The sequence below is a fragment of the Pseudomonas sp. TH06 genome, from assembly GCF_016651305.1.
Lineage (GTDB): Bacteria > Pseudomonadota > Gammaproteobacteria > Pseudomonadales > Pseudomonadaceae > Aquipseudomonas.
On record NZ_JAEKEC010000003.1, the window covers coordinates 96,574 to 114,622 of the forward strand.

The 18,049-nt window shown below is 59.1% G+C and carries 19 protein-coding genes; 7 read left to right on the forward strand and 12 right to left on the reverse strand.

Going from position 1 to position 18,049, the window contains the following annotated elements; genetic code table 11:
* Positions 1-331: 331 nt before the first annotated feature.
* Positions 332-1,069, forward strand: a complete 738-nt coding sequence (locus tag JFT86_RS25245; protein WP_201233759.1) for a carbonic anhydrase — start codon at positions 332-334, stop codon at positions 1,067-1,069.
* Positions 1,070-1,410: 341 nt separating this feature from the next.
* On the opposite strand, the gene JFT86_RS25250 is transcribed toward JFT86_RS25245, so the two are convergent.
* From JFT86_RS25250 to JFT86_RS25290, 9 genes are all read right to left on the reverse strand, one after another.
* Positions 1,411-1,935 (reverse strand): GNAT family N-acetyltransferase, encoded by a 525-nt coding sequence (locus JFT86_RS25250; RefSeq protein WP_201233760.1) that lies wholly within the window; start codon positions 1,933-1,935, stop codon positions 1,411-1,413.
* 141 nt (positions 1,936-2,076) lie between these two features.
* Entirely contained in the window at positions 2,077-2,556 is a 480-nt protein-coding gene (locus JFT86_RS25255) for a GNAT family protein (protein WP_201238899.1), read from the reverse strand.
* Between the two features lie 13 nt (positions 2,557-2,569).
* A complete protein-coding gene (locus JFT86_RS25260; RefSeq protein ID WP_201238900.1) occupies positions 2,570-2,785 on the reverse strand; it encodes a DUF4287 domain-containing protein in 216 nt (71 codons plus the stop codon).
* 271 nt (positions 2,786-3,056) lie between these two features.
* Positions 3,057-3,635: a LysE family translocator gene (locus JFT86_RS25265; protein ID WP_201233762.1), complete on the reverse strand. Its 579-nt coding sequence runs from the start codon at positions 3,633-3,635 to the stop codon at positions 3,057-3,059.
* Positions 3,636-3,703: 68 nt separating this feature from the next.
* Complete coding sequence (locus JFT86_RS25270) at positions 3,704-4,543, reverse strand: AraC family transcriptional regulator (RefSeq protein WP_201233763.1); 840 nt, start codon at positions 4,541-4,543, stop codon at positions 3,704-3,706.
* A gap of 100 nt (positions 4,544-4,643) precedes the next feature.
* Positions 4,644-5,342, reverse strand: a complete 699-nt coding sequence (gene arsH / locus JFT86_RS25275) for an arsenical resistance protein ArsH (RefSeq protein WP_201238901.1) — start codon at positions 5,340-5,342, stop codon at positions 4,644-4,646.
* A 12-nt stretch (positions 5,343-5,354) separates the two neighbouring features.
* Positions 5,355-5,825, reverse strand: coding sequence for an arsenate reductase ArsC (locus JFT86_RS25280; protein WP_201238902.1), 471 nt, complete (start codon positions 5,823-5,825; stop codon positions 5,355-5,357).
* Between the two features lie 22 nt (positions 5,826-5,847).
* Complete coding sequence (locus JFT86_RS25285; RefSeq protein WP_201238903.1) at positions 5,848-6,195, reverse strand: metalloregulator ArsR/SmtB family transcription factor; 348 nt, start codon at positions 6,193-6,195, stop codon at positions 5,848-5,850.
* Between the two features lie 208 nt (positions 6,196-6,403).
* Positions 6,404-7,288: a LysR family transcriptional regulator gene (locus JFT86_RS25290; RefSeq protein ID WP_201238904.1), complete on the reverse strand. Its 885-nt coding sequence runs from the start codon at positions 7,286-7,288 to the stop codon at positions 6,404-6,406.
* 133 nt (positions 7,289-7,421) lie between these two features.
* Here JFT86_RS25290 and JFT86_RS25295 point away from each other — a divergent pair, with 133 nt between their 5' ends.
* Positions 7,422-9,068, forward strand: a complete 1,647-nt coding sequence (locus JFT86_RS25295; RefSeq protein ID WP_201238905.1) for a GMC family oxidoreductase N-terminal domain-containing protein — start codon at positions 7,422-7,424, stop codon at positions 9,066-9,068.
* 288 nt (positions 9,069-9,356) lie between these two features.
* Positions 9,357-10,979, forward strand: coding sequence for an MFS transporter (locus tag JFT86_RS25300; RefSeq protein WP_201238906.1), 1,623 nt, complete (start codon positions 9,357-9,359; stop codon positions 10,977-10,979).
* A 169-nt stretch (positions 10,980-11,148) separates the two neighbouring features.
* On the opposite strand, the gene JFT86_RS25305 is transcribed toward JFT86_RS25300, so the two are convergent.
* Positions 11,149-11,532 (reverse strand): DUF427 domain-containing protein, encoded by a 384-nt coding sequence (locus JFT86_RS25305; RefSeq protein ID WP_201238907.1) that lies wholly within the window; start codon positions 11,530-11,532, stop codon positions 11,149-11,151.
* A 195-nt stretch (positions 11,533-11,727) separates the two neighbouring features.
* Positions 11,728-13,134, reverse strand: a complete 1,407-nt coding sequence (locus tag JFT86_RS25310) for a serralysin family metalloprotease (protein WP_201238908.1) — start codon at positions 13,132-13,134, stop codon at positions 11,728-11,730.
* Between the two features lie 278 nt (positions 13,135-13,412).
* Here JFT86_RS25310 and JFT86_RS25315 point away from each other — a divergent pair, with 278 nt between their 5' ends.
* From JFT86_RS25315 to JFT86_RS25330, 4 genes are all read left to right on the forward strand, one after another.
* Positions 13,413-15,344: a DNA topoisomerase III gene (locus tag JFT86_RS25315; protein ID WP_201238909.1), complete on the forward strand. Its 1,932-nt coding sequence runs from the start codon at positions 13,413-13,415 to the stop codon at positions 15,342-15,344.
* A 184-nt stretch (positions 15,345-15,528) separates the two neighbouring features.
* Positions 15,529-16,032 (forward strand): GNAT family N-acetyltransferase, encoded by a 504-nt coding sequence (locus JFT86_RS25320; protein WP_201238910.1) that lies wholly within the window; start codon positions 15,529-15,531, stop codon positions 16,030-16,032.
* 45 nt (positions 16,033-16,077) lie between these two features.
* Positions 16,078-16,368, forward strand: a complete 291-nt coding sequence (locus tag JFT86_RS25325) for a hypothetical protein (protein WP_201238911.1) — start codon at positions 16,078-16,080, stop codon at positions 16,366-16,368.
* A gap of 175 nt (positions 16,369-16,543) precedes the next feature.
* Positions 16,544-16,873: a hypothetical protein gene (locus tag JFT86_RS25330; RefSeq protein ID WP_201238912.1), complete on the forward strand. Its 330-nt coding sequence runs from the start codon at positions 16,544-16,546 to the stop codon at positions 16,871-16,873.
* 235 nt (positions 16,874-17,108) lie between these two features.
* Here JFT86_RS25330 and cynR read toward each other — a convergent pair whose 3' ends face one another.
* On the reverse strand, positions 17,109-17,999 hold the full coding sequence (gene cynR, locus JFT86_RS25335) for a transcriptional regulator CynR (RefSeq protein WP_201238913.1): 891 nt from the start codon (positions 17,997-17,999) through the stop codon (positions 17,109-17,111).
* Positions 18,000-18,049 lie beyond the last annotated feature (50 nt).

The following is an 18,049-nucleotide window of genomic DNA, read 5'->3' on the forward strand; positions in this document are numbered from 1 at the left end:
GAAACTCAGTTGAATTTGCCGAGGTAGGTCAGGTTGGTTGTGCTCTGCGGAGAGCGCAACATCGGTTCGACTTCGGCAATTGCTGAACGCCGCTCGCCCCAGATGGCATTCGCACCCACCACGATGAGGTGGCTGAATGCTGTTGCTTTTGATCCCGGCTTCAGCCTTTCGGAGTGGTCCTGTATATCAACATAAGTCCTACCACCTCCGCTCAGAACCTTCTTCCCAGGTAACCTCTTCGATCGACATTTTCGTGTTTTCGGAAATGCTGCTAACGGCAATCTGCGTCCTGGGTTAATTTGTCTCAATGCCACAATCCAGGAATTGAACAATGAATCAATCTGACCCGCAGCACCCATCCCGCCGCATGCTGCTCAAGCGCGGAGCTGCCCTTTCAGCATTAACGATTACTGGAGCGGCCGGATTAACCATGCCTTCAGTCTCTTTTGCAGCAGCGCTTAGCAAAGAAGAGCGAGATAAAATGACGCCGGATGAGGTCATTGAAAGCCTGAGATCCGGCAATCTGCGTTTCCGTGAAGGCAAAACGCAAAAGCATGACTATTTGGCGCAGAAGCGTGCCAGTCAAAACGGGCAGTATCCGTCAGCGGTAATTTTAAGCTGTATTGATTCGCGCGCCCCGGCGGAAATCCTGCTGGATGCCGGTATTGGTGAAACGTTTAACTGCCGCGTGGCTGGCAATGTGGAAAACGAAGACATTCTCGGCAGTATGGAATTTGCCTGTGCTTTAGCAGGGGCCAAGGTAGTAGTGGTGATGGGGCATACCTCCTGTGGTGCGGTGAAGGGTGCAATTGCCAATGCCGAACTGGGAAACCTGACTGGATTGCTGAGCAAAATCAAACCGGCAATTGCTGAAACGGTATACGCAGGTGAGCGTACGGCTGACAACTATGACTTTGTCGATTCCGTTGCCCGCACCAGCATCAAAATGACGATGGCCGATATCCGTCAACACAGCCCGACCCTGAACAAGCTTGAGCAGGATGGGAAAATAAAAATTGTAGGCGCTATCTATAAGCTTGTGGGTGGAGAGGTTGAGTTCTTTACCTGAAAACAAATGATCGTCAGCCTGGCCATGGCCGCTTTCGATTGCAAACGCTACGGCTGCAGGTCTTCCTCTGAATTACGCAGTGGCCGCAGCTCACCTCGGGCGACCTCATCTGGTACTGCGAAGGAGAACCTGGAAGGCACCGACGATGAGTGCCAACTGGATGCAATGAATACGAAGACTGATCGCTGAACGCTCCCGGTTGGTTCGTTCTGGAAGTGATGGGGGATTGGGCGGACGCCTTCGCGGGTAAGCCCGCTCCCACAGGGATTTGTAGCTGGATTTGAATTATCAGTGAGTGGGAGGCATTGCGCTCGGGCCCACTGTTTTTTATTCCGGCAGCATCATTGGGTTGTATTTCGTTGGATTCGGAACACCAGGCTAGGGGCTTTGCCCGGCACGTCGTCCAGCAGTCCGAAGCGGCGCAGGCCGATTTTCTCCAGCACCTTTATCGACGCCGCGTGATCAGGCCTGACCAGGCCGAACACTTCGGGTAATCCGAGGTGGTCGAAGGCGTGGGTCAACGCGGCTTGCCCCGCCTCGGTTGCATAGCCGTGGCCCCAGGCTTCGACGGCGAAGCGATATCCGAGGTTGATCACCGGTTTTCCCAGATAGTCATGCGTCGCGATGCCGGCGAATCCGAGGATGTGGTCAGGGGACTGGGCACTGGTGATGGTCCACCAGCCGTAGCCGTGGGTCGCCCAGTGTTTAAGCCAGCGTTCAAGCAACGCTTCAGCCTGGGCGAGGTCAGTCATTGGCCCGGCAGGGTTGAACAGGTTGGTTTGCGGGTCGCCGAAGATTGCAAACACGGCGGGCAGGTCGGCGAGTTGCGGTTGCCGGTATATCAAGCGTGACGTGGTGGCTGACATGATCAAAAACCTTGGTGGTAGATTCTCGGAAACACAGGTTGGCTCGGCGGGCGCCATCGCGAGCAGGCTCACTCCTACAAGTGCCGGGCTGGGCGGACGTCATCGCGGGCAAGCCTGGCTCTCACAGGTTTCGCGGGTTGCTCAGGGTTTTTGTTGTTTCATGTGAATCAGCGCTGAGCGACCGCCACCCGGTGCCGGGCGTTCTTCGATGGCGAACGGGACGAAGCCGAGTTTTGGGTAGAGCAATAATCCGGCGGTGTTTTCGTTGAAGCAGGAGAGTTGCACTTCGTTGGCCTGATACTTTTCAAAGCCCAGTGCGGTCATGGTTTCGATGATGTATCGGGCCACGCCTTTGCCTCGGGCATTCGGCGCGACGATGACATTGCCAATGCAGCAGATGCCGTTGTGTTCGGCGCGGTAGAAATTGGCGAAGCCAACGACTGATCCATCCGCCTCGAAAATGGTCGAGTCGAAACGTTGGCTGATCGCCGTGTGCAGTTGCTCTTCCGTCAGCGGGAAATGCGCTTTCGGGAACATGAAGAACAGCTCTTGTTCGCCCTGCGGAAAACTGCAAATGGTTTTGACGTCTTCGGCCATTACGGGCCGGTGGGTGAAGTTCATCGCTGCCCTGCCCTCACTTTTTGCTGACTGCAAAATGATGCGCGACCAGTGCATTGGCATGGCCGTGGCCCATGCCGTGTTCTGCCTTGAGCCACGCCACCAGTTCCATGTGTTTCTTGTCGGTGATGCTGGCGAGCAGATTCAGCCAGTGGTCGATGGGCTGGCCGTACTTCTTTTCGATGGACGGGAAGTACGACGCCGGACCTTTTACCTTGTTGTCTTCGCTCATGCTGCAAGCTCCCTGGGGTCTCGACGGAGGGTCGGCGGACGCTCCTTGTCGGCAAGTCATAGAGTGGACGCGAGAGGTAAATCCGGCAAGTGGCCCGAGCTGCTCGCTCACTTCGAAATGAGTTCTGCCATTCTCTGCAGGTCAGTCTTGCCGGAAAACTGTAGGCCTTCGCCTGCTCGCGATGGCGTCTGTTCAGTCGATATCATTATTGACTGATCCACTGCTATCGCGAGCAGGCGAAGGCCTACAGGGGGTTGCGTGCGTTCGAAGATCAGCTGTGCAGGATCGCTGTCGCGGATGAGACCACCAATAGCACGGCGAGGATCCGGTTCAGCCAGCGCAACTGCGCAGAATTACTGAGCCATCGCGCCGCGCCCCGGCCGAGCAATGCCCAGATCGCGAGGCATGGCAGCGATACCAGAAAGAACACCAGGCACAGCGCATTCAAGCCCTGCCCTTGCGCGGTGAAGACGCTGATCACGGCAATGGCCATGAACCAGGACTTGGGATTGACCCATTGCAGCAGTGCCGCGCCGATCAGGCCCATCTCGGCTTTTTCTTCCTCGGCGGCGGCATCGATGTCGGTGACCGGGGCCGTGAAGATCTGCCAGGCCAGCCACAGCATCCAGCACAGTCCGAGGCCGCTGATGATCGGGCGCACGCCGGGCAGCATCAGCGTGCTGGCCCCCGCGCCCGCGACCCAGACGAGCGAAGCGGCGCCAACGCCCGCGCCCAGAATGATCGGCAGGCATGGCCGCCAGCCGCGTCGGGCGCTGGTGCTGAGGACGATCAGGTTGGTCGGGCCCGGGGTGATGGAGGCGACGAAGGCGAAAAGGATGAATGCAAGCATGGCGCGGCCCTTTAGGAAGTCAGGGCCTACTGTGGCGGCTGGAGCGCGCGTGAGTCTTGAACGTTTGTTCAGCGTCGAATGGTGCCAACGGCGCGCTGTTGATAGGCGCCCGGGGTGATGCCATAGGCGCGCACAAACCAGCGGCCCAGATGGCTTTGATCAGCGAAACCGAGGCGGCTGGCGACTTCTATTGGCTGCACACCCGCAGCGAGCATCTGCCGGCCACGGCTGAGGCGCAGTTGAATCAGCCAGGCGTGCGGCGCCAAACCATAGGCAGCCTTGAACGCACGGGTCAGGCGGAAACGGTCGGTGCCGCAGACCTCTGCCAGGGTTTGCAGACTGATGTCCTGTTCGTGATAGGCCATCAGATAGTCGCGGGCCTGTCGGGCGATCAAGGGTGCGCGGCTAGCGGCGGTCGGCTGCGGGCGTCGGTACAAATGACTGGCGAGGCGCTCCAGAAACGAGTCCAGCGCGACGTCCCGCACCATGCGCACGTCTTGCTGATGCAGCGCGTTGAAGGCGAACAACGTGGCGCGGGCCAACTCGGGGTCATCGTTGATCACACTGCCGATCCCCGGCAAACCACTGCCGAAACGGCCCAGGTGCAAGCCGTCCAGCGCCTGCTCCAGCCAGGAAGGCTGCAAGTACAGCATGCGATAGGTGAAGCCGTCGGGGCTCGGCGCATCACCGTCGTGGATATCACCGGGTTCAAGCATGAAGACCTTGCCCGGCGTGCTGTCATGCCGCGCCCTGCGGCTGTTGAAGCGCTGCACGCCTTGCTCGGTGAAACCGATCAGGTAGGTTTCGTGCCAGTGCGGATCGTACGCGTGCGCGTGCCCGGCGAAATGCGCGTGCAGGGTTTCGATGCCGGTTTCCCGGTCGTGAGTGAGGTTGATCCAGTTGCTCATGGCTTGAATACGGTGATGGGCTGGGGCCAGTAATCCACAATTGGCGAATCGAGGCTAGAAGGTTTGTGCAACGTTCGTCAGATGAGGCCGACGGCTTTTTTCATATCGACCGCTGATTAACCCGCGCCATCAGTTGCTCGGCGCTTTCCTTGCGCTCGGAATAACGGTCGACCAGAAAGTCCTGACGGTCGCGCAGCAGCACGGTGAACTTCACCAGTTCTTCCATCACATCGACCACGCGGTCGTAGAACGGCGACGGCTTCATCCGCCCCGCTTCGTCGAATTCCATGTAGGCCTTGGGCACCGAGGATTGGTTGGGGATGGTGAACATGCGCATCCAGCGGCCCAGCACGCGCAGCTGATTGACCACGTTGAAGGACTGCGAGCCGCCGCAGACCTGCATCACTGCCAGGGTTTTGCCCTGGGTCGGGCGAACCGCGCCGAGCTCCAGCGGAATCCAGTCGATCTGCGCCTTGAACACCGCCGACATCGCACCGTGACGCTCCGGCGAACACCAGACCTGACCTTCCGACCACAGCACCAGATCGCGCAGTTCCTGCACCTTGGGATGATCGACCGGCGCATCATCCGGCAGCGGTAAACCGGACGGGTTGAAGATGCGCGTCTCGGCGCCGAAGTGCTCCAGCAGACGTGCGGCCTCCTCCACCAGTAAACGACTGAAGGAGCGAGCGCGGGTCGAGCCATAGAGCAACAGGATGCGCGGTTTGTGTTCGCCCGAGGCCGAGGTTTTGAAAGCTTCGATCAGGCTTGGATCAAGGTTGGGCAGATGCTCAGACATCAGTAGTCCTCCTTAGAGCGTGCCGATGCGATCAAGCTCATGCTTGAGCTGGTCGCGGCTGAGACGGTTGAAGGGCAGTTCGAGGAAGGCTTTGCAGCGTTGTTCGATGCGCGCCAGCGTTGCGCGGAACGCTGCATCTATTTGCGCTTCGTCACCGCTGACTTCGGATGGATCTTCCAGCCCCCAATGGGATTTCAGCGCCGGGCCGAAGTACACCGGACAGGTTTCGCCGGCGGCTTTGTCGCAGACGGTAATAACGATGTCGGGTGGGTTGTCTTCGAAGGCGTCGTTACCTTTGCTGTGCAAGCCATCGGTGGAAATACTCGCCCGCTCAAGCGTCGAGAGGCTGCGCGGCAATACCTGGCCTTTGGGAAAACTGCCGGCACTCACCGCCGTGAATCCCGCTGGCGCCCAATGATTGAACATGGCTTCAGAAAGAATGCTGCGGCAGCTATTGGCCGTGCACATGAACAGCACTCGCATGGATGGCACCTGTCAGTTGGGTTCAGCAGCAGGCAGCTTCACGCACGGGACGACCGTCCATGTTCTGCAGGCGTGAAGCGTTGTCTTTGAGCCAGTCGGCGTTGGCCTGCGACGTCACTTGCAGGATCTGGTGAACCCAGTCCGGCAAATCGGGATTGAGGCGGTAATAAACCCACTGGCCCTGACGACGATCGAGCAACAAGCCATTGCTGCGCAGTTGCGCGAGGTGGCGGCTGATTTTCGGTTGGCTGTCGTCGAGGGCGCACATCAGCTCACAGACACAGAGTTCGCCTTGATCGGCGATCAGCAGGGTGGCGCGGACGCGGGTTTCGTCGGCCAGGCTTTTGAAGACTTCCGGGGGCGTGATCATGTGGGGCGACCAGTACATATGGAGAACCGAATATACGGATATCCATATATTAATCAACCGCAGATTTGACACCCCTCCCACTCAAACACACCGAACTCCCTTGTAGGAGTGAGCCTGCTCGCGATAGCGGTGTATCAGACGACTTCAGTTTCACAGATATACCGCTATCGCGAGCAGGCTCACTCCTACAGGTTTTGATGTGGGTGCACTATCCGCGTAATAACCCCTGCTCCGCTTCGCACAGGCCGACGACATAATCCCAGACCACCCGCAGCCGCACCGATTTGTGCAGTTCACGCCGGGTGCTGATCCAGTAGCTGCGCTCGATGCTTTCATCCGGCAGCAATGCGACCAGATCCGGGTCGGAAGCGGCCATGTAGCACGGCAAAACCGCGATGCCCAATCCCGAGCGCGCCGCTTCCTGCTGGGCGATAACGCTGGTGCTATGAAACACAACGCGTGGGCTGCGGCAGAAACTGTTGAGGAACATCAATTCCTGACTGAACAGCAGATCATCGACGTAACCGATCCACGCATGTCGTCCGAGGTCTTCGCGGCTTTTCAGCGGCGGTGCTTTGTCGAGATAACGCTGGCTGGCGTAGAGCGCGAGACGGTAGTCGGTGAGTTTGCGGGTGACCAGCATGTCCGCCGACGGACGTTCCAGATGAATGCTGATCTCTGCCTCGCGGTTGAGGATGCTGACGAAGCGCGGCACGGCGACCAACTCCACTTCCAGACCCGGATAGCGTTCGAACAAACCGATCATGCGGCTGGCGAGAAACTTGATGCCGAGGCCTTCAGTCACGCCAACGCGAATCTTGCCCAGTGGCGCGGTGGATTGGGTGATCTCTTCCTGGGCCAGCAACGCGACGTTTTCCATGGCTTCGGCGTGTTTGAGCAGCGCCTCCCCCGCCGGGGTCATTTCGTAGCCTTGGGCGTGCTGGACGAACAGCGCGGTGCCGAGGCTTTTTTCGATGGCCTCGATATGCCGGGCGACGGTGGCGTGCGTGGTGTTCAAACGCCGGGCGGCGGTGAGCAGGCGGCCGCTGCGTTGCAACTCGAGAAAGAACCGCAGGTCGTTCCAGTCGAACATGGGGTGTCCTTGTCAGCTATGGTCAATCAAGGCTGTTTAAAAACGCACAGCGGCTGCGCAAAAACTAACATTCTTTTGACGAAAGCTAACAACTAGAGTGTCCGACAATAAAAACAAAAAGCGAGGTCAGGGAATGCAGACTTCCCTCGATGAATACGACTACATCGTGGTCGGCGCCGGCCCTGCCGGGTGCTTGCTGGCCAATCGGCTGTCGGCGGATCCGCAGCAGCGCGTGTTGCTGCTCGAAGCCGGCGGACGCGACAACTATGCCTGGATTCATATCCCCGTCGGTTACCTGTTCTGCATCGGCAACCCGCGCACCGACTGGTGCTTCAAGACTGAGGCGCAACCCGGCCTGCAAGGTCGCGCCCTGAGCTATCCACGCGGCAAAGTGCTCGGCGGCTGTTCTTCGATCAACGGCATGATCTACATGCGCGGCCAGGCTGGCGACTACGACGGCTGGGCAGCCGAAGGCAATCCGGGCTGGGCCTGGAACGATGTTCTGCCCTTGTTCAAACAAAGCGAAAACCACTTTGCCGGCGCCGCCGAATTTCACGGCGCCAAGGGTGAATGGCGGGTCGAGCAGCAGCGGCTGTCGTGGCCGATTCTGGATGCGTTCCGCAGCGCCGCCGAACAGAGCGGCATCGCTAGCATCGATGACTTCAATCAGGGCGACAACGAAGGTTGCGGCTACTTTCAGGTCAACCAGAAGGCCGGCGTGCGCTGGAACGCGGCGAAGGCGTTTTTGAAGCCGATTCGTAATCGGCCGAATCTGACGGTGCTGACCGGGGTTGAAGTGGATCGCGTGCTGCTGGAGGGTGGTCGCGCATCGAAGGTCAGCGCTCGCCACGAAGGTCAGGTGACAAGCTTCAAGGCGCGCCAGGAGATTGTGTTGTGCGCCGGTTCTGTCGGTTCGCCGAGCATTTTGCAGCGCTCGGGGATTGGCCCGCGTCCGCTGCTGGAACGCCTCGGCATCGGTGTGATTCATGAGTTGCCAGGGGTGGGTGGCAATCTGCAGGATCACCTGCAACTGCGGCTGATCTACAAACTGGAAAACGCCCGCACCCTCAACCAGATCGCCGGCAGCGTGTGGGGCAAGATGGGCATGGGCCTGCGTTATCTGTACGACCGCAGCGGGCCGTTGTCGATGGCGCCGAGTCAGCTCGGCGCGTTTGCCCGATCCGGGCCGGAGCAGACTTCAGCCAATCTTGAATACCACGTACAGCCGTTGTCGCTGGAGCGCTTCGGCGAACCGTTGCACAGCTTCCCGGCGTTCACCGCCTCGGTGTGCGATCTGCGTCCGCAGAGCCGCGGTCGCATCGAGATCAGCTCGGCGGATCCGCAAGCAGCGCCGCTGATTCAGCCCAACTATTTAAGCCATCCCGAAGACCTGCGCGTGGCCGCCGATGCGATCCGTCTGACCCGACGCATCGTCAGCGCCCCTGCCCTGCAAGCGTTCAAACCGGTGGAGTACCTGCCCGGTGACAGCCTGCAAAGTGAAGCGCAATTGCACGAAGCCGCCGCCAGAATCGGCACGACGATTTTCCACCCGGTCGGCACCTGCCGCATGGGCAACGATGGCGACGCGGTGGTCGATGCGCAGTTGCGTGTGCACGGCGTTCCCGGTCTGCGCATCGCCGACGCCTCGATCATGCCGCGCATCACCTCGGGCAACACCTGTTCGCCTACGCTGATGATTGCCGAAAAAGCGGCACAACTGATCCTCAACCCGCCAACAAGGAACCAAACGCAAAAACCCGAACTCACCGAAACCCTGTAGGAGCTGCGGCACGCTGCGATCTTTTGACTGTGTTTTTCAACTATCAAAAGCAAGGTCAAAGGATCGCAGCGTTCCGCAGCTCCTACATTGATTGGGGCTCGACACAGAACTGTAGGAGTGAGCCTGCTCGCGATGACGGAATAACATTCAACATCTCTGTTGGTTGATACACCGCTATCGCGAGCAGGCTCACTCCTGCAGGGACCGGGTTAATTCAAGGCATCGCGCATCACCCGGACACGCAACACCAGTGGAACAACAAAAACAATCACTGTGAGGGATACCGATATGTCAGAACACGCTCAGCCGCTGGACGCCACGAGCGGCGCCAGCACCAGCAATGCCACGCAGAAAGTCATCTTCGCTTCGTCATTGGGGACGGTGTTCGAGTGGTATGACTTTTTCCTCTACGGCGCCCTCGCGGCGGTGATCAGCAAACAGTTTTTTGCCGGGGTCAACGACACCACGGCGTTCATCTTTGCGCTGATGGCGTTCGCCGCAGGTTTTATCGTGCGGCCATTCGGGGCGCTGGTGTTCGGTCGGTTGGGGGACATGATCGGGCGTAAATACACCTTTCTCGCGACGATCATTTTGATGGGTGTGGCGACGTTCTGCGTCGGTCTGTTGCCGACCTACGCCAGCATCGGCATCGCTGCGCCGATCATTCTGGTGGTGCTGCGCATGCTTCAGGGCCTGGCGCTCGGCGGCGAATACGGCGGCGCCGCGACTTATGTGGCGGAACACGCGCCGATCGGCAAACGCGGTTTCCACACCAGCTGGATTCAGTCCACCGCAACCCTCGGCCTGCTGCTGTCGCTGCTGGTGGTGCTCGGTTGCCGCTACTTTACTGGCGACCAATTTGAAGTGTGGGGCTGGCGGATTCCGTTCCTGCTGTCGATTGTGCTGCTGGGCATTTCCACCTGGATTCGTCTGAGCCTGCATGAGTCGCCGGCATACCTGAAAATGAAGGAAGAAGGCAAAACCTCGAAAGCGCCAATCCGTGAATCCTTCGGCAAATGGGAAAACCTCAAAGTCGTGCTGATCGCTCTGTTCAGCATCAACGCCGGTCAAGCGGTGACGTTCTACGCCGCGCAGTTTTACGTGTTGTTCTTCCTCACCCAGTTTCTGAAAATGGACCCGGCCGTGGCCAACACCTTGCTGATCATCAGCGTGGTGATCGGTGCGCCGTTCTTTATCATTTTCGGCTGGCTGTCGGACAAAGTCGGACGCAAACCGGTGCTGATGCTCGGCCTGTTGCTGGCGACGGCGCTGTACTTCCCGATCTTCAAATCCCTGGCGCACTACGCCAACCCGGCAATCGATCAGGCCAGCCGTCAGGCACCGATCACCGTGCTGGCGGATCCGGCGACCTGCACGTTCCAGTTTGACCCGGTGGGCAAAGCCAAATTCGACAGCCCGTGCGACAAGGTCAAAACCTTCCTGGTCAAGCAAGGCCTGCCCTACTCCAGCGCCGCCGCGCCGGCCGGCAGCGCTGTGCAAGTCAGCGTGGGCGACGTGAAACTCGACGGCTTCGACGAAGCGGCATTGCGCGGCGCGATCACCCTCGCCGGCTACCCGCAACAGGCTGATTTGCAGCAGATCAACAAACCGATGATCGTCGCGCTGATTGTCGCGCTGATCATTATCTCCGCCATGTGCTACGGCCCGCTGGCAGCGCTGATGGTCGAGCTGTTCCCGACCCGCATCCGCTACACCTCGATGTCACTGCCCTACCACATTGGCAATGGCTGGTTTGGCGGTTTCCTGCCGACCGTGTCGTTTGCGTTGGTGGTGTACACCGGGGACATTTTCTATGGGCTGTGGTATCCGGTGTTGATCACCGGGGTGAGCCTGGTGGTGGGAATGATCTGTTTGCGCGAGACGAAGAATATCGATCTCGACAAGAACTGATTCCAGGTCAAGTCAGCTTCTCTGTGGCGAGGGAGCTTGCTCCCGCTCGACTGCGCAGCAGTCGCAAACCTTGCTAACGCGGTGTGCCTGATACAGCACATTTCCTGGGTCTGGGGTCGCTGCGCAACCCAGCGGGAGCAAGCTCCCTCGCCACAGGGGATTCACACGATCACAGATTTGTGTCTTGGGCGTCAGCCTTGATCACCTCGAACTTCACCTGATCCGGATAAAACGCCACGTAGTTCTGGATGTCTTTGACCGAGACCTTCGGATTCTCGTAAGTCCACACCGAATTCGCGACCTCATGCCCCGGCACCTGCAGACTGAAGTAGTTGGCATCGCCCTTGTACGGGCAATAGCTGGTGTGGTCGGTGCGGGCGAAATATTTTTCGTCGATGTCTTCGCGGGGAATGTAGTACACCGGCGGATAGTTGGCCTCGTTGAGGACCAGCACGTGGGAAGATGCGGCAACCTGAATACCGTGGAATTTCACCAGCAGGCAACCTGAGAGTTCTTCGAGGGAGATGACGGGGCTGGGGCCGGAGCTTTTCATGGGTTTCTCCAAGGACATGAACGAACTGTGGCGAGGGAGCTTGCTCCCGCTGGGCTGCGAAGCGGCCCCAAAATCAGCAATCGCGGTGTGTCAGGTTAACGCGAATTTCGATTTTGCGACGGCTTCGCCGCCGAGCGGGAGCAAGCTCCCTCGCCACAGGAGGCATGCATGCCCTGAATCTACAGAGTCAGCAAATCACGCAACAATATCAGTCGCCACCGCCTGCCCCACCACACCCACGGCAAAATCAACCTGCCCCTGCCCCGTCAGGTCGACCAGCAGCCCGGTCTGACCGTACTGCGCGTAGTACGTCAGGATCGCATCGCCAGCATGGCCGGTGAAATTACTGACGAAGTTCAGCGTAGCCGCACCCGAAGCAAACTCGGCAATGCCCGACAGGTCGATCTTGTCCAGGCCGCTTTTGAAATCCATGATCCAGTCCGTCTGGTTGTCGGTCGAGTCGCTGGCCGCGCCGAACACGAAGGTGTCCGCACCCTCGCCGCCCCACAACACATCCGCGCCGCCACCGCCGTAGAGGATGTCGTTGCCGGCACCGCCGAACAGATGGTTGATCGCCGAATTGCCGATCAGCAGGTCATTGCCCGAACCGCCCACCGCATTCTCCACGGTCACACCGTAAGCAATGGAAACGTTGCCCACCAGGCCACCGACATCGGAGAACGAACCTTCATTGAGGTTGATCTTCTGGTTCTGGGTGAAACCCGAGAAATTCAGGGTGTCATCACCGCCCCCGTCCCACACCGAGAACACCAGTTTCGACGACGCCGACGTGGCGCTGTAGAAATCGCGCCCGGCATTGGAACCGAAACCGTAGGTGGTGTTATCGGCGCGGGTCTCATAGTTGGCGCCGTAGAGTTTCTGCACCGCAACGATGTCGTCCAGCAACGGCGCCGACGCGTAGGCGCCACTGCCATCCTTGCTGAAGTTCTGGTCGGTGTTGGCTTCGCTCCAGTAGCTCATCAGGCTGTAGCCGCGGGTGTCTTCGGCGTACTTGGCGTCCGCGTAGGTCGGGTTGCCATTGCCGGCGTTGTAGGCGCCCGGGTGTGACAGGCCGAGGGTGTGGCCGATTTCGTGGGTCAGGGTCTGGCGCCCGTAGTTGTTGGTGTCAGGGGTTTTGTTGACTTGATACTGGTTGTTGATCAGATACCACGACTGGCCGTCGTAGCTGCTGCCACTCGGCAGATAGGCAAACGCAGCGCCGCCGGTGCTGACGTCATAGTTGCCGAAGGTCATGTGACCGTCGCCGCCCTTGCCTTCAGTGAAAGTGACTTTGGCGACGTCGGCCCAGGATTGCATGGCCAGCACGGCTTGCGCCTTCTGCAGGGCGCTGAACTCGCTGAAGTTGCCGAGCTTCGCGTTGTAGTTCGAAGGTTTCTCGGTCAGGAAGGTGTAGCTGAGGTCGATTTTGCCGTCAGCGTTCTTGTCGCCCCACGACAGGTTCTTGCGCAGGATTTCGTCAGCGGCCTGATCGGCAGTGAACGACGGTTTGCCATTGACCAGCCCGACACCACGATCATACAAGTGGCTGAATGTGTTGATTTCATCGTAGGCGCTGCTGGTTTTCGCTTTGGCTTGAGCCATGGTGGACTTCCTTGTTTCTGAGTAGTCAGTGTTGACAGACCACGGCGATCTTCTGGCGAGATCGTCCTGTCACTCGCGTGTGTGAATCGCCGAAAAACCTGACACAGGCGCAAACAGCGTGCTAATCAATTTCTCGATAGTGCTGTGCAGCGTCCCGGCATTGCCCGTCACTTCCTGCAATGTCTTTTATCTGTATATCCATACAGATAAAAGTTGCCCGTGGCGCCAACTCCGGCCATTCTGTGCACCTCTGCGGACATTGATCGACGATGGTGGTTATGCGGCTGTACCTCTGTGAAAAACCTTCCCAGGCCAAAGACATTGCGGCCGTGCTCGGCGCCAAACGGCGCGGCGACGGCTGCTGGCTGGGAACGGACGTCACGGTGACCTGGTGCATCGGCCACCTGCTGGAAACCGCGCCGCCGGATGCCTATGACGCCCGCTACAAGCGCTGGGTGCTGGCGGACCTGCCGATCATTCCGGACAAGTGGAAAATGACCGTCAAGCCGCGCACCGCCAGCCAGTACAAAGCGGTGAAACGCCTGCTTGGCGAGGCGAGCGAACTGATCATCGCCACCGACGCCGACCGTGAGGGCGAGATGATTGCCCGGGAACTGGTCGAACATTGCCGTTATCGCGGGCCGATCCGCCGGCTGTGGTTGTCGGCGCTCGACGAGGCGTCGATCCGCAAGGCACTGGCCGCGCTGAAACCCGGCGCCGAGACCTTCAGCCTGTATCACTCGGCACTCGGTCGCTCCCGGGCGGACTGGCTGATCGGCATGAACATGAGTCGCCTGTTCACCTTGCTCGGCCGGCAGTCGGGTTATCAAGGCGTGTTGCCAGTCGGTCGGGTACAGACACCAACATTGCGGCTGGTAGTGGATCGTGATCGCAGCATCGCCGATTTCGTACCGGTGCCATTTTGGGCGATCGACGTCGAGTTGCTGCACGAAGGGACGCCGTTTACCGCGCAGTGGCGGGCGCCGTCGGACGCTTGCGACGATCAGGAACGCTGCTTGAATCAGGTGCTGGCGCAACAAGCGGCAGCGGCCATCAACAGTGCCGCCAGTGCACGCGTGGTGAAACTGCGCACCGAGCGGATGCGCGAAGTGGCACCCCTGCCCTTCGACCTCGGCACCTTGCAGGAAGTCTGCTCGAAGAAGCTCGGCCTCGGCGCGCAGGAAACCCTCGACATCGCCCAGGCGCTTTATGAAACCTACAAAGTCGTTACCTACCCGCGCAGCGATTGCGGTTTTCTGCCTCTGAGTCAGCACAGCGAGGCACCGGGGATTCTGGCAGCGCTGCGTCAGGCCGACCCGAGCCTTGAGGCGCTGAACGGTTTTCTTGATCCGCAGCGCCGTTCCCGGGCATGGAACGACGCCAAGGTCAGCGCGCACCACGGCATCATCCCCACCGCCGCCGCGAAAAACCTTGAACGCCTGAGCGGCAAACACCGTGCGGTTTACACACTGATCCGCGCGCGTTATCTGGCGCAGTTTCTGCCCAATCACGAATACGATCGTACCCAGGCTGATTTCGATTGCGCCGGTGAAGCGCTGCGCGCAGTCGGCAAGCAGATCATCGAACCGGGCTGGAAACGCGCTCTGCCCGAAGCTCTAGCCCCGGCCAAGGGCCGTGAGGCGCCGGCACCGCAAACCTTGCCGACGCTAAGCCAGGGCATCGAGTGCGCCGTCGCCGGGGTGAAGCTCAAGGATTTGTGGACGCAACCGCCCAAGCCTTACACCGAGGGCGATCTGATCAAGGCGATGAAGAACGTCGCCAAACTGGTCGAGGATCCACTGCTCAAACAGAAACTCAAGGACACCACTGGCATCGGCACCGAAGCCACCCGTGCGTCGATCATTCAGGGTTTGCTGGATCGCGGCTATCTAGTGAAAAACGGCAAGGCTCTCGCCGCCACACCTGCGGCTTTCAGCCTGATCGACGCCGTGCCCCGTGCAATCGCCGACCCCGGCACCACGGCGATCTGGGAACAGGCGCTGGACATGGTGCAGAGCGGCGAGATGAGCCTCGAGGAGTTCGTCACCAAACAAGCAGCGTGGATGAGCAAACAAGTGACCCGCTGCTCCGGCCTGAGCCTGACCATCAGCGGCCCACCGCCTGCCGGCAAAGCGGCTGCACCATGGAAGAAGAAACGCAAATCGACTCGCAGCAAAACCACCGGTACAAACAAACGCACCGCCAAGTAACAAAGTATCCTTTGGCAAGGGAGATTTCGTGGCGAGGGGATTTATCCCCGATGGGCTGCGAAGCGGCCCCAGCTTTTCCTCAACCTGGCGGGGCCGCTTTGCGCCCCTTCGGGGCTGTGCGACGTTTCGCTAAATCCCCTCGCCACAGGTGTTGTAGCGGGTTCATCACTGGGAGTTAATCCAAATGCCCACCGTCGAACTGCACCCCGCTCAGCGCGATGAACTGCAAACCCTCGAAAACCTGATGCAGTTCTACATGTACGACTTCAGCCAATGGCTGCCGCTGAAACTCGCCGGGCATGGCTTCTACAGCATCCAGCCAAAAGACGATTACTGGCGCCATCCGGCAACCAGTCCCTTCCTGATTCGCGTCGACGACGAACTCGCCGGTTTCGTAACCGTAGACAACGAAACCCACATTCCCGGCGCCGAGCACAACATCGGCTACTTCTTTCTCGCACGACGCTTTCGTGGCCAAGGCGTCGCGCAGTTTGTCGCCTCTGCCCTCTTGAGCAAAATCCCCGGTCAGTGGCAAATTTTCCACATCGACGCCAACCGGCCTGCGCAGCGCTTCTGGGCACGGCTTATCCCTGAATTAAGTGGCGGCGAATTCACCTCGCAGCAGCGCGAAGTGGACGGTTATCCGTGCACCTTCTACGCCCTGCACACGCCTTTTTCCGTTGCCTGAACGGACCCTTTCTCATTCCAGAACAGCTTTGTCCGACAATATGTAGTGCTTGAAAATAATCACTACAAAACCGTTGACGGCGTCGTTTTGCTTTTGCATGATGAAGACGTTCCCCGATCGGGAACACTTGGTTACACGCTTGAGCAAACTCGTCTGACCGCCGAGTTGTTTTTTCCGGATACACGCTGCCCACAAGGCAGATTGAAGAAGCTGACCTGGCCTGAACGTCCAGTACAAGGACGAGAAGCGCTGGCGAAAATTCTCAAGACGCTTGTGGTCGACACTGTAAATGTCGTCAAGGAGCCTCCCGGTTTTCGCTGCTTCTCCTCGTTGTGACGCTATTGCGTAGCAGTTATTCAACACGACTACATGCAACAGACGCATGACCCCGTACTTCTCACGGGCGACCGCTGACGTCCTGGTTTCGGTGCCAGGGATCAACTAACCGATGGGCTACCTGTATTAGCGAATCAACTTTGAAAGATCACCAGACTGGTCAAGGGGCAACATCATGAATCTGAACAATCAACCTACTATCGAAGAACTGGCTCGTATGTTCGCTGCGCAAAAAGACAGCCACGACAGCCATATTCTGTGGATCAGCAAGTCGGGGCAGGTGCATATCGACTGCCTGGCGCCTCATGCGGGTGAAGAAGAATTCGACCGCAGCAATCAGAACCTGCTGGCCCGCCTGAAGATGTACCGTCGCGGCCACGGTTATGTCGGCAAGAAAGCCGCGGCTGATAAAGACTTCATCGGTAATGTGCTGCAGACGCTGAAACAGGCGTGGGACTCGATGCAGAACAATAACGAAGTCCGGGTGATTGATCGGTTCTGCTGATTGACAACTTCAATAATAAAAAGGGCCTGCTCTCTGCTGCTTCACAAGTAGCAAGAGCAGGCCCTTTTTTTATATTCAGCATTCGCCACCTCCCCTGTAGGAGTGGGCCTGCTCGCGATAGCGGTAGGTCATTCAATACTGATGTGTCTGAACCAACGCGATCGCGAGCAGGCTCACTCCTACAGGGTCCAGTGGTGTGAACAAGATTTGCAGTCAACCCGCTCCAACAGGGGGACTATGTCGTTGGTGAAGTTTTCGTTTGCAGCACCAAATCCACAAACGCCACCGCCGCCGCACTGTGATAGTTGTTCCTGCGTCGCAACAACGCCGCCCCGCGCTGCGGCGCTTCACTGTCGACCCGCAGCCTGCGCAGCGCCCGATCCTGCGTCGCAATCGCTTCCGGCAACATCGTCGCAATCGGCGAGCAACGCACCACCTCCAGCAATGTGCTGACCGAGTTCACCTCAATGCGCACCTGCGGCGTAATGCCGTGCTGACGGAAATACTCATCCACCGATAACCGCGTGATGAAGTCCGGGGCCAGCAAGGCGAAATCCAGCTGCGCCAGGTCTTCCGGCATCAATACTGACGTGCTGTCGTACAGCGGATGTTCGCGTCCGACCATCACCCCCAACGTCTCGACAAACGCCGGAATGCACTCGATATCCGGATTGCGTACGGGTGTGAAGGCAATCGCGATGTCCAGCGAGTCATCCGCCAACCCCGCCTCGATGTCGTCCATCGACAACTCGAAGATCTCCAGGTGAATACCCGGAAACCGCGAAACATAGTCGCGCACCAGCGGCCCGACCAGATACGCCATGAACGTTGGCGTCATTGCCAGACGCAAGGTGCCACGGGACAGATCTTTCACGTCATGCAACGCCCGTTTGCCCGCCTCCAGCTCCACCAGCACCCGCCGCGCACATTCGATATAGGCCTCGCCGGCATCGGTCGGTTTGACCGTCCGCGAGGTGCGATCAAACAGGTTCACCCCCAGGCTTTCCTCCAATTGGCGAATCTGTTGCGACAGGGTCGGCTGCGACACATGCAACGCCTCGGCCGCACGGGTGAAGCCGCCGTGATCGGCCACGGCCAGCAGGTAACGCAGATGTCGCAACAGCATGGGGTTCACCATCTATAGGCAGGACTTATGCGAAGCATTATATATGGGTC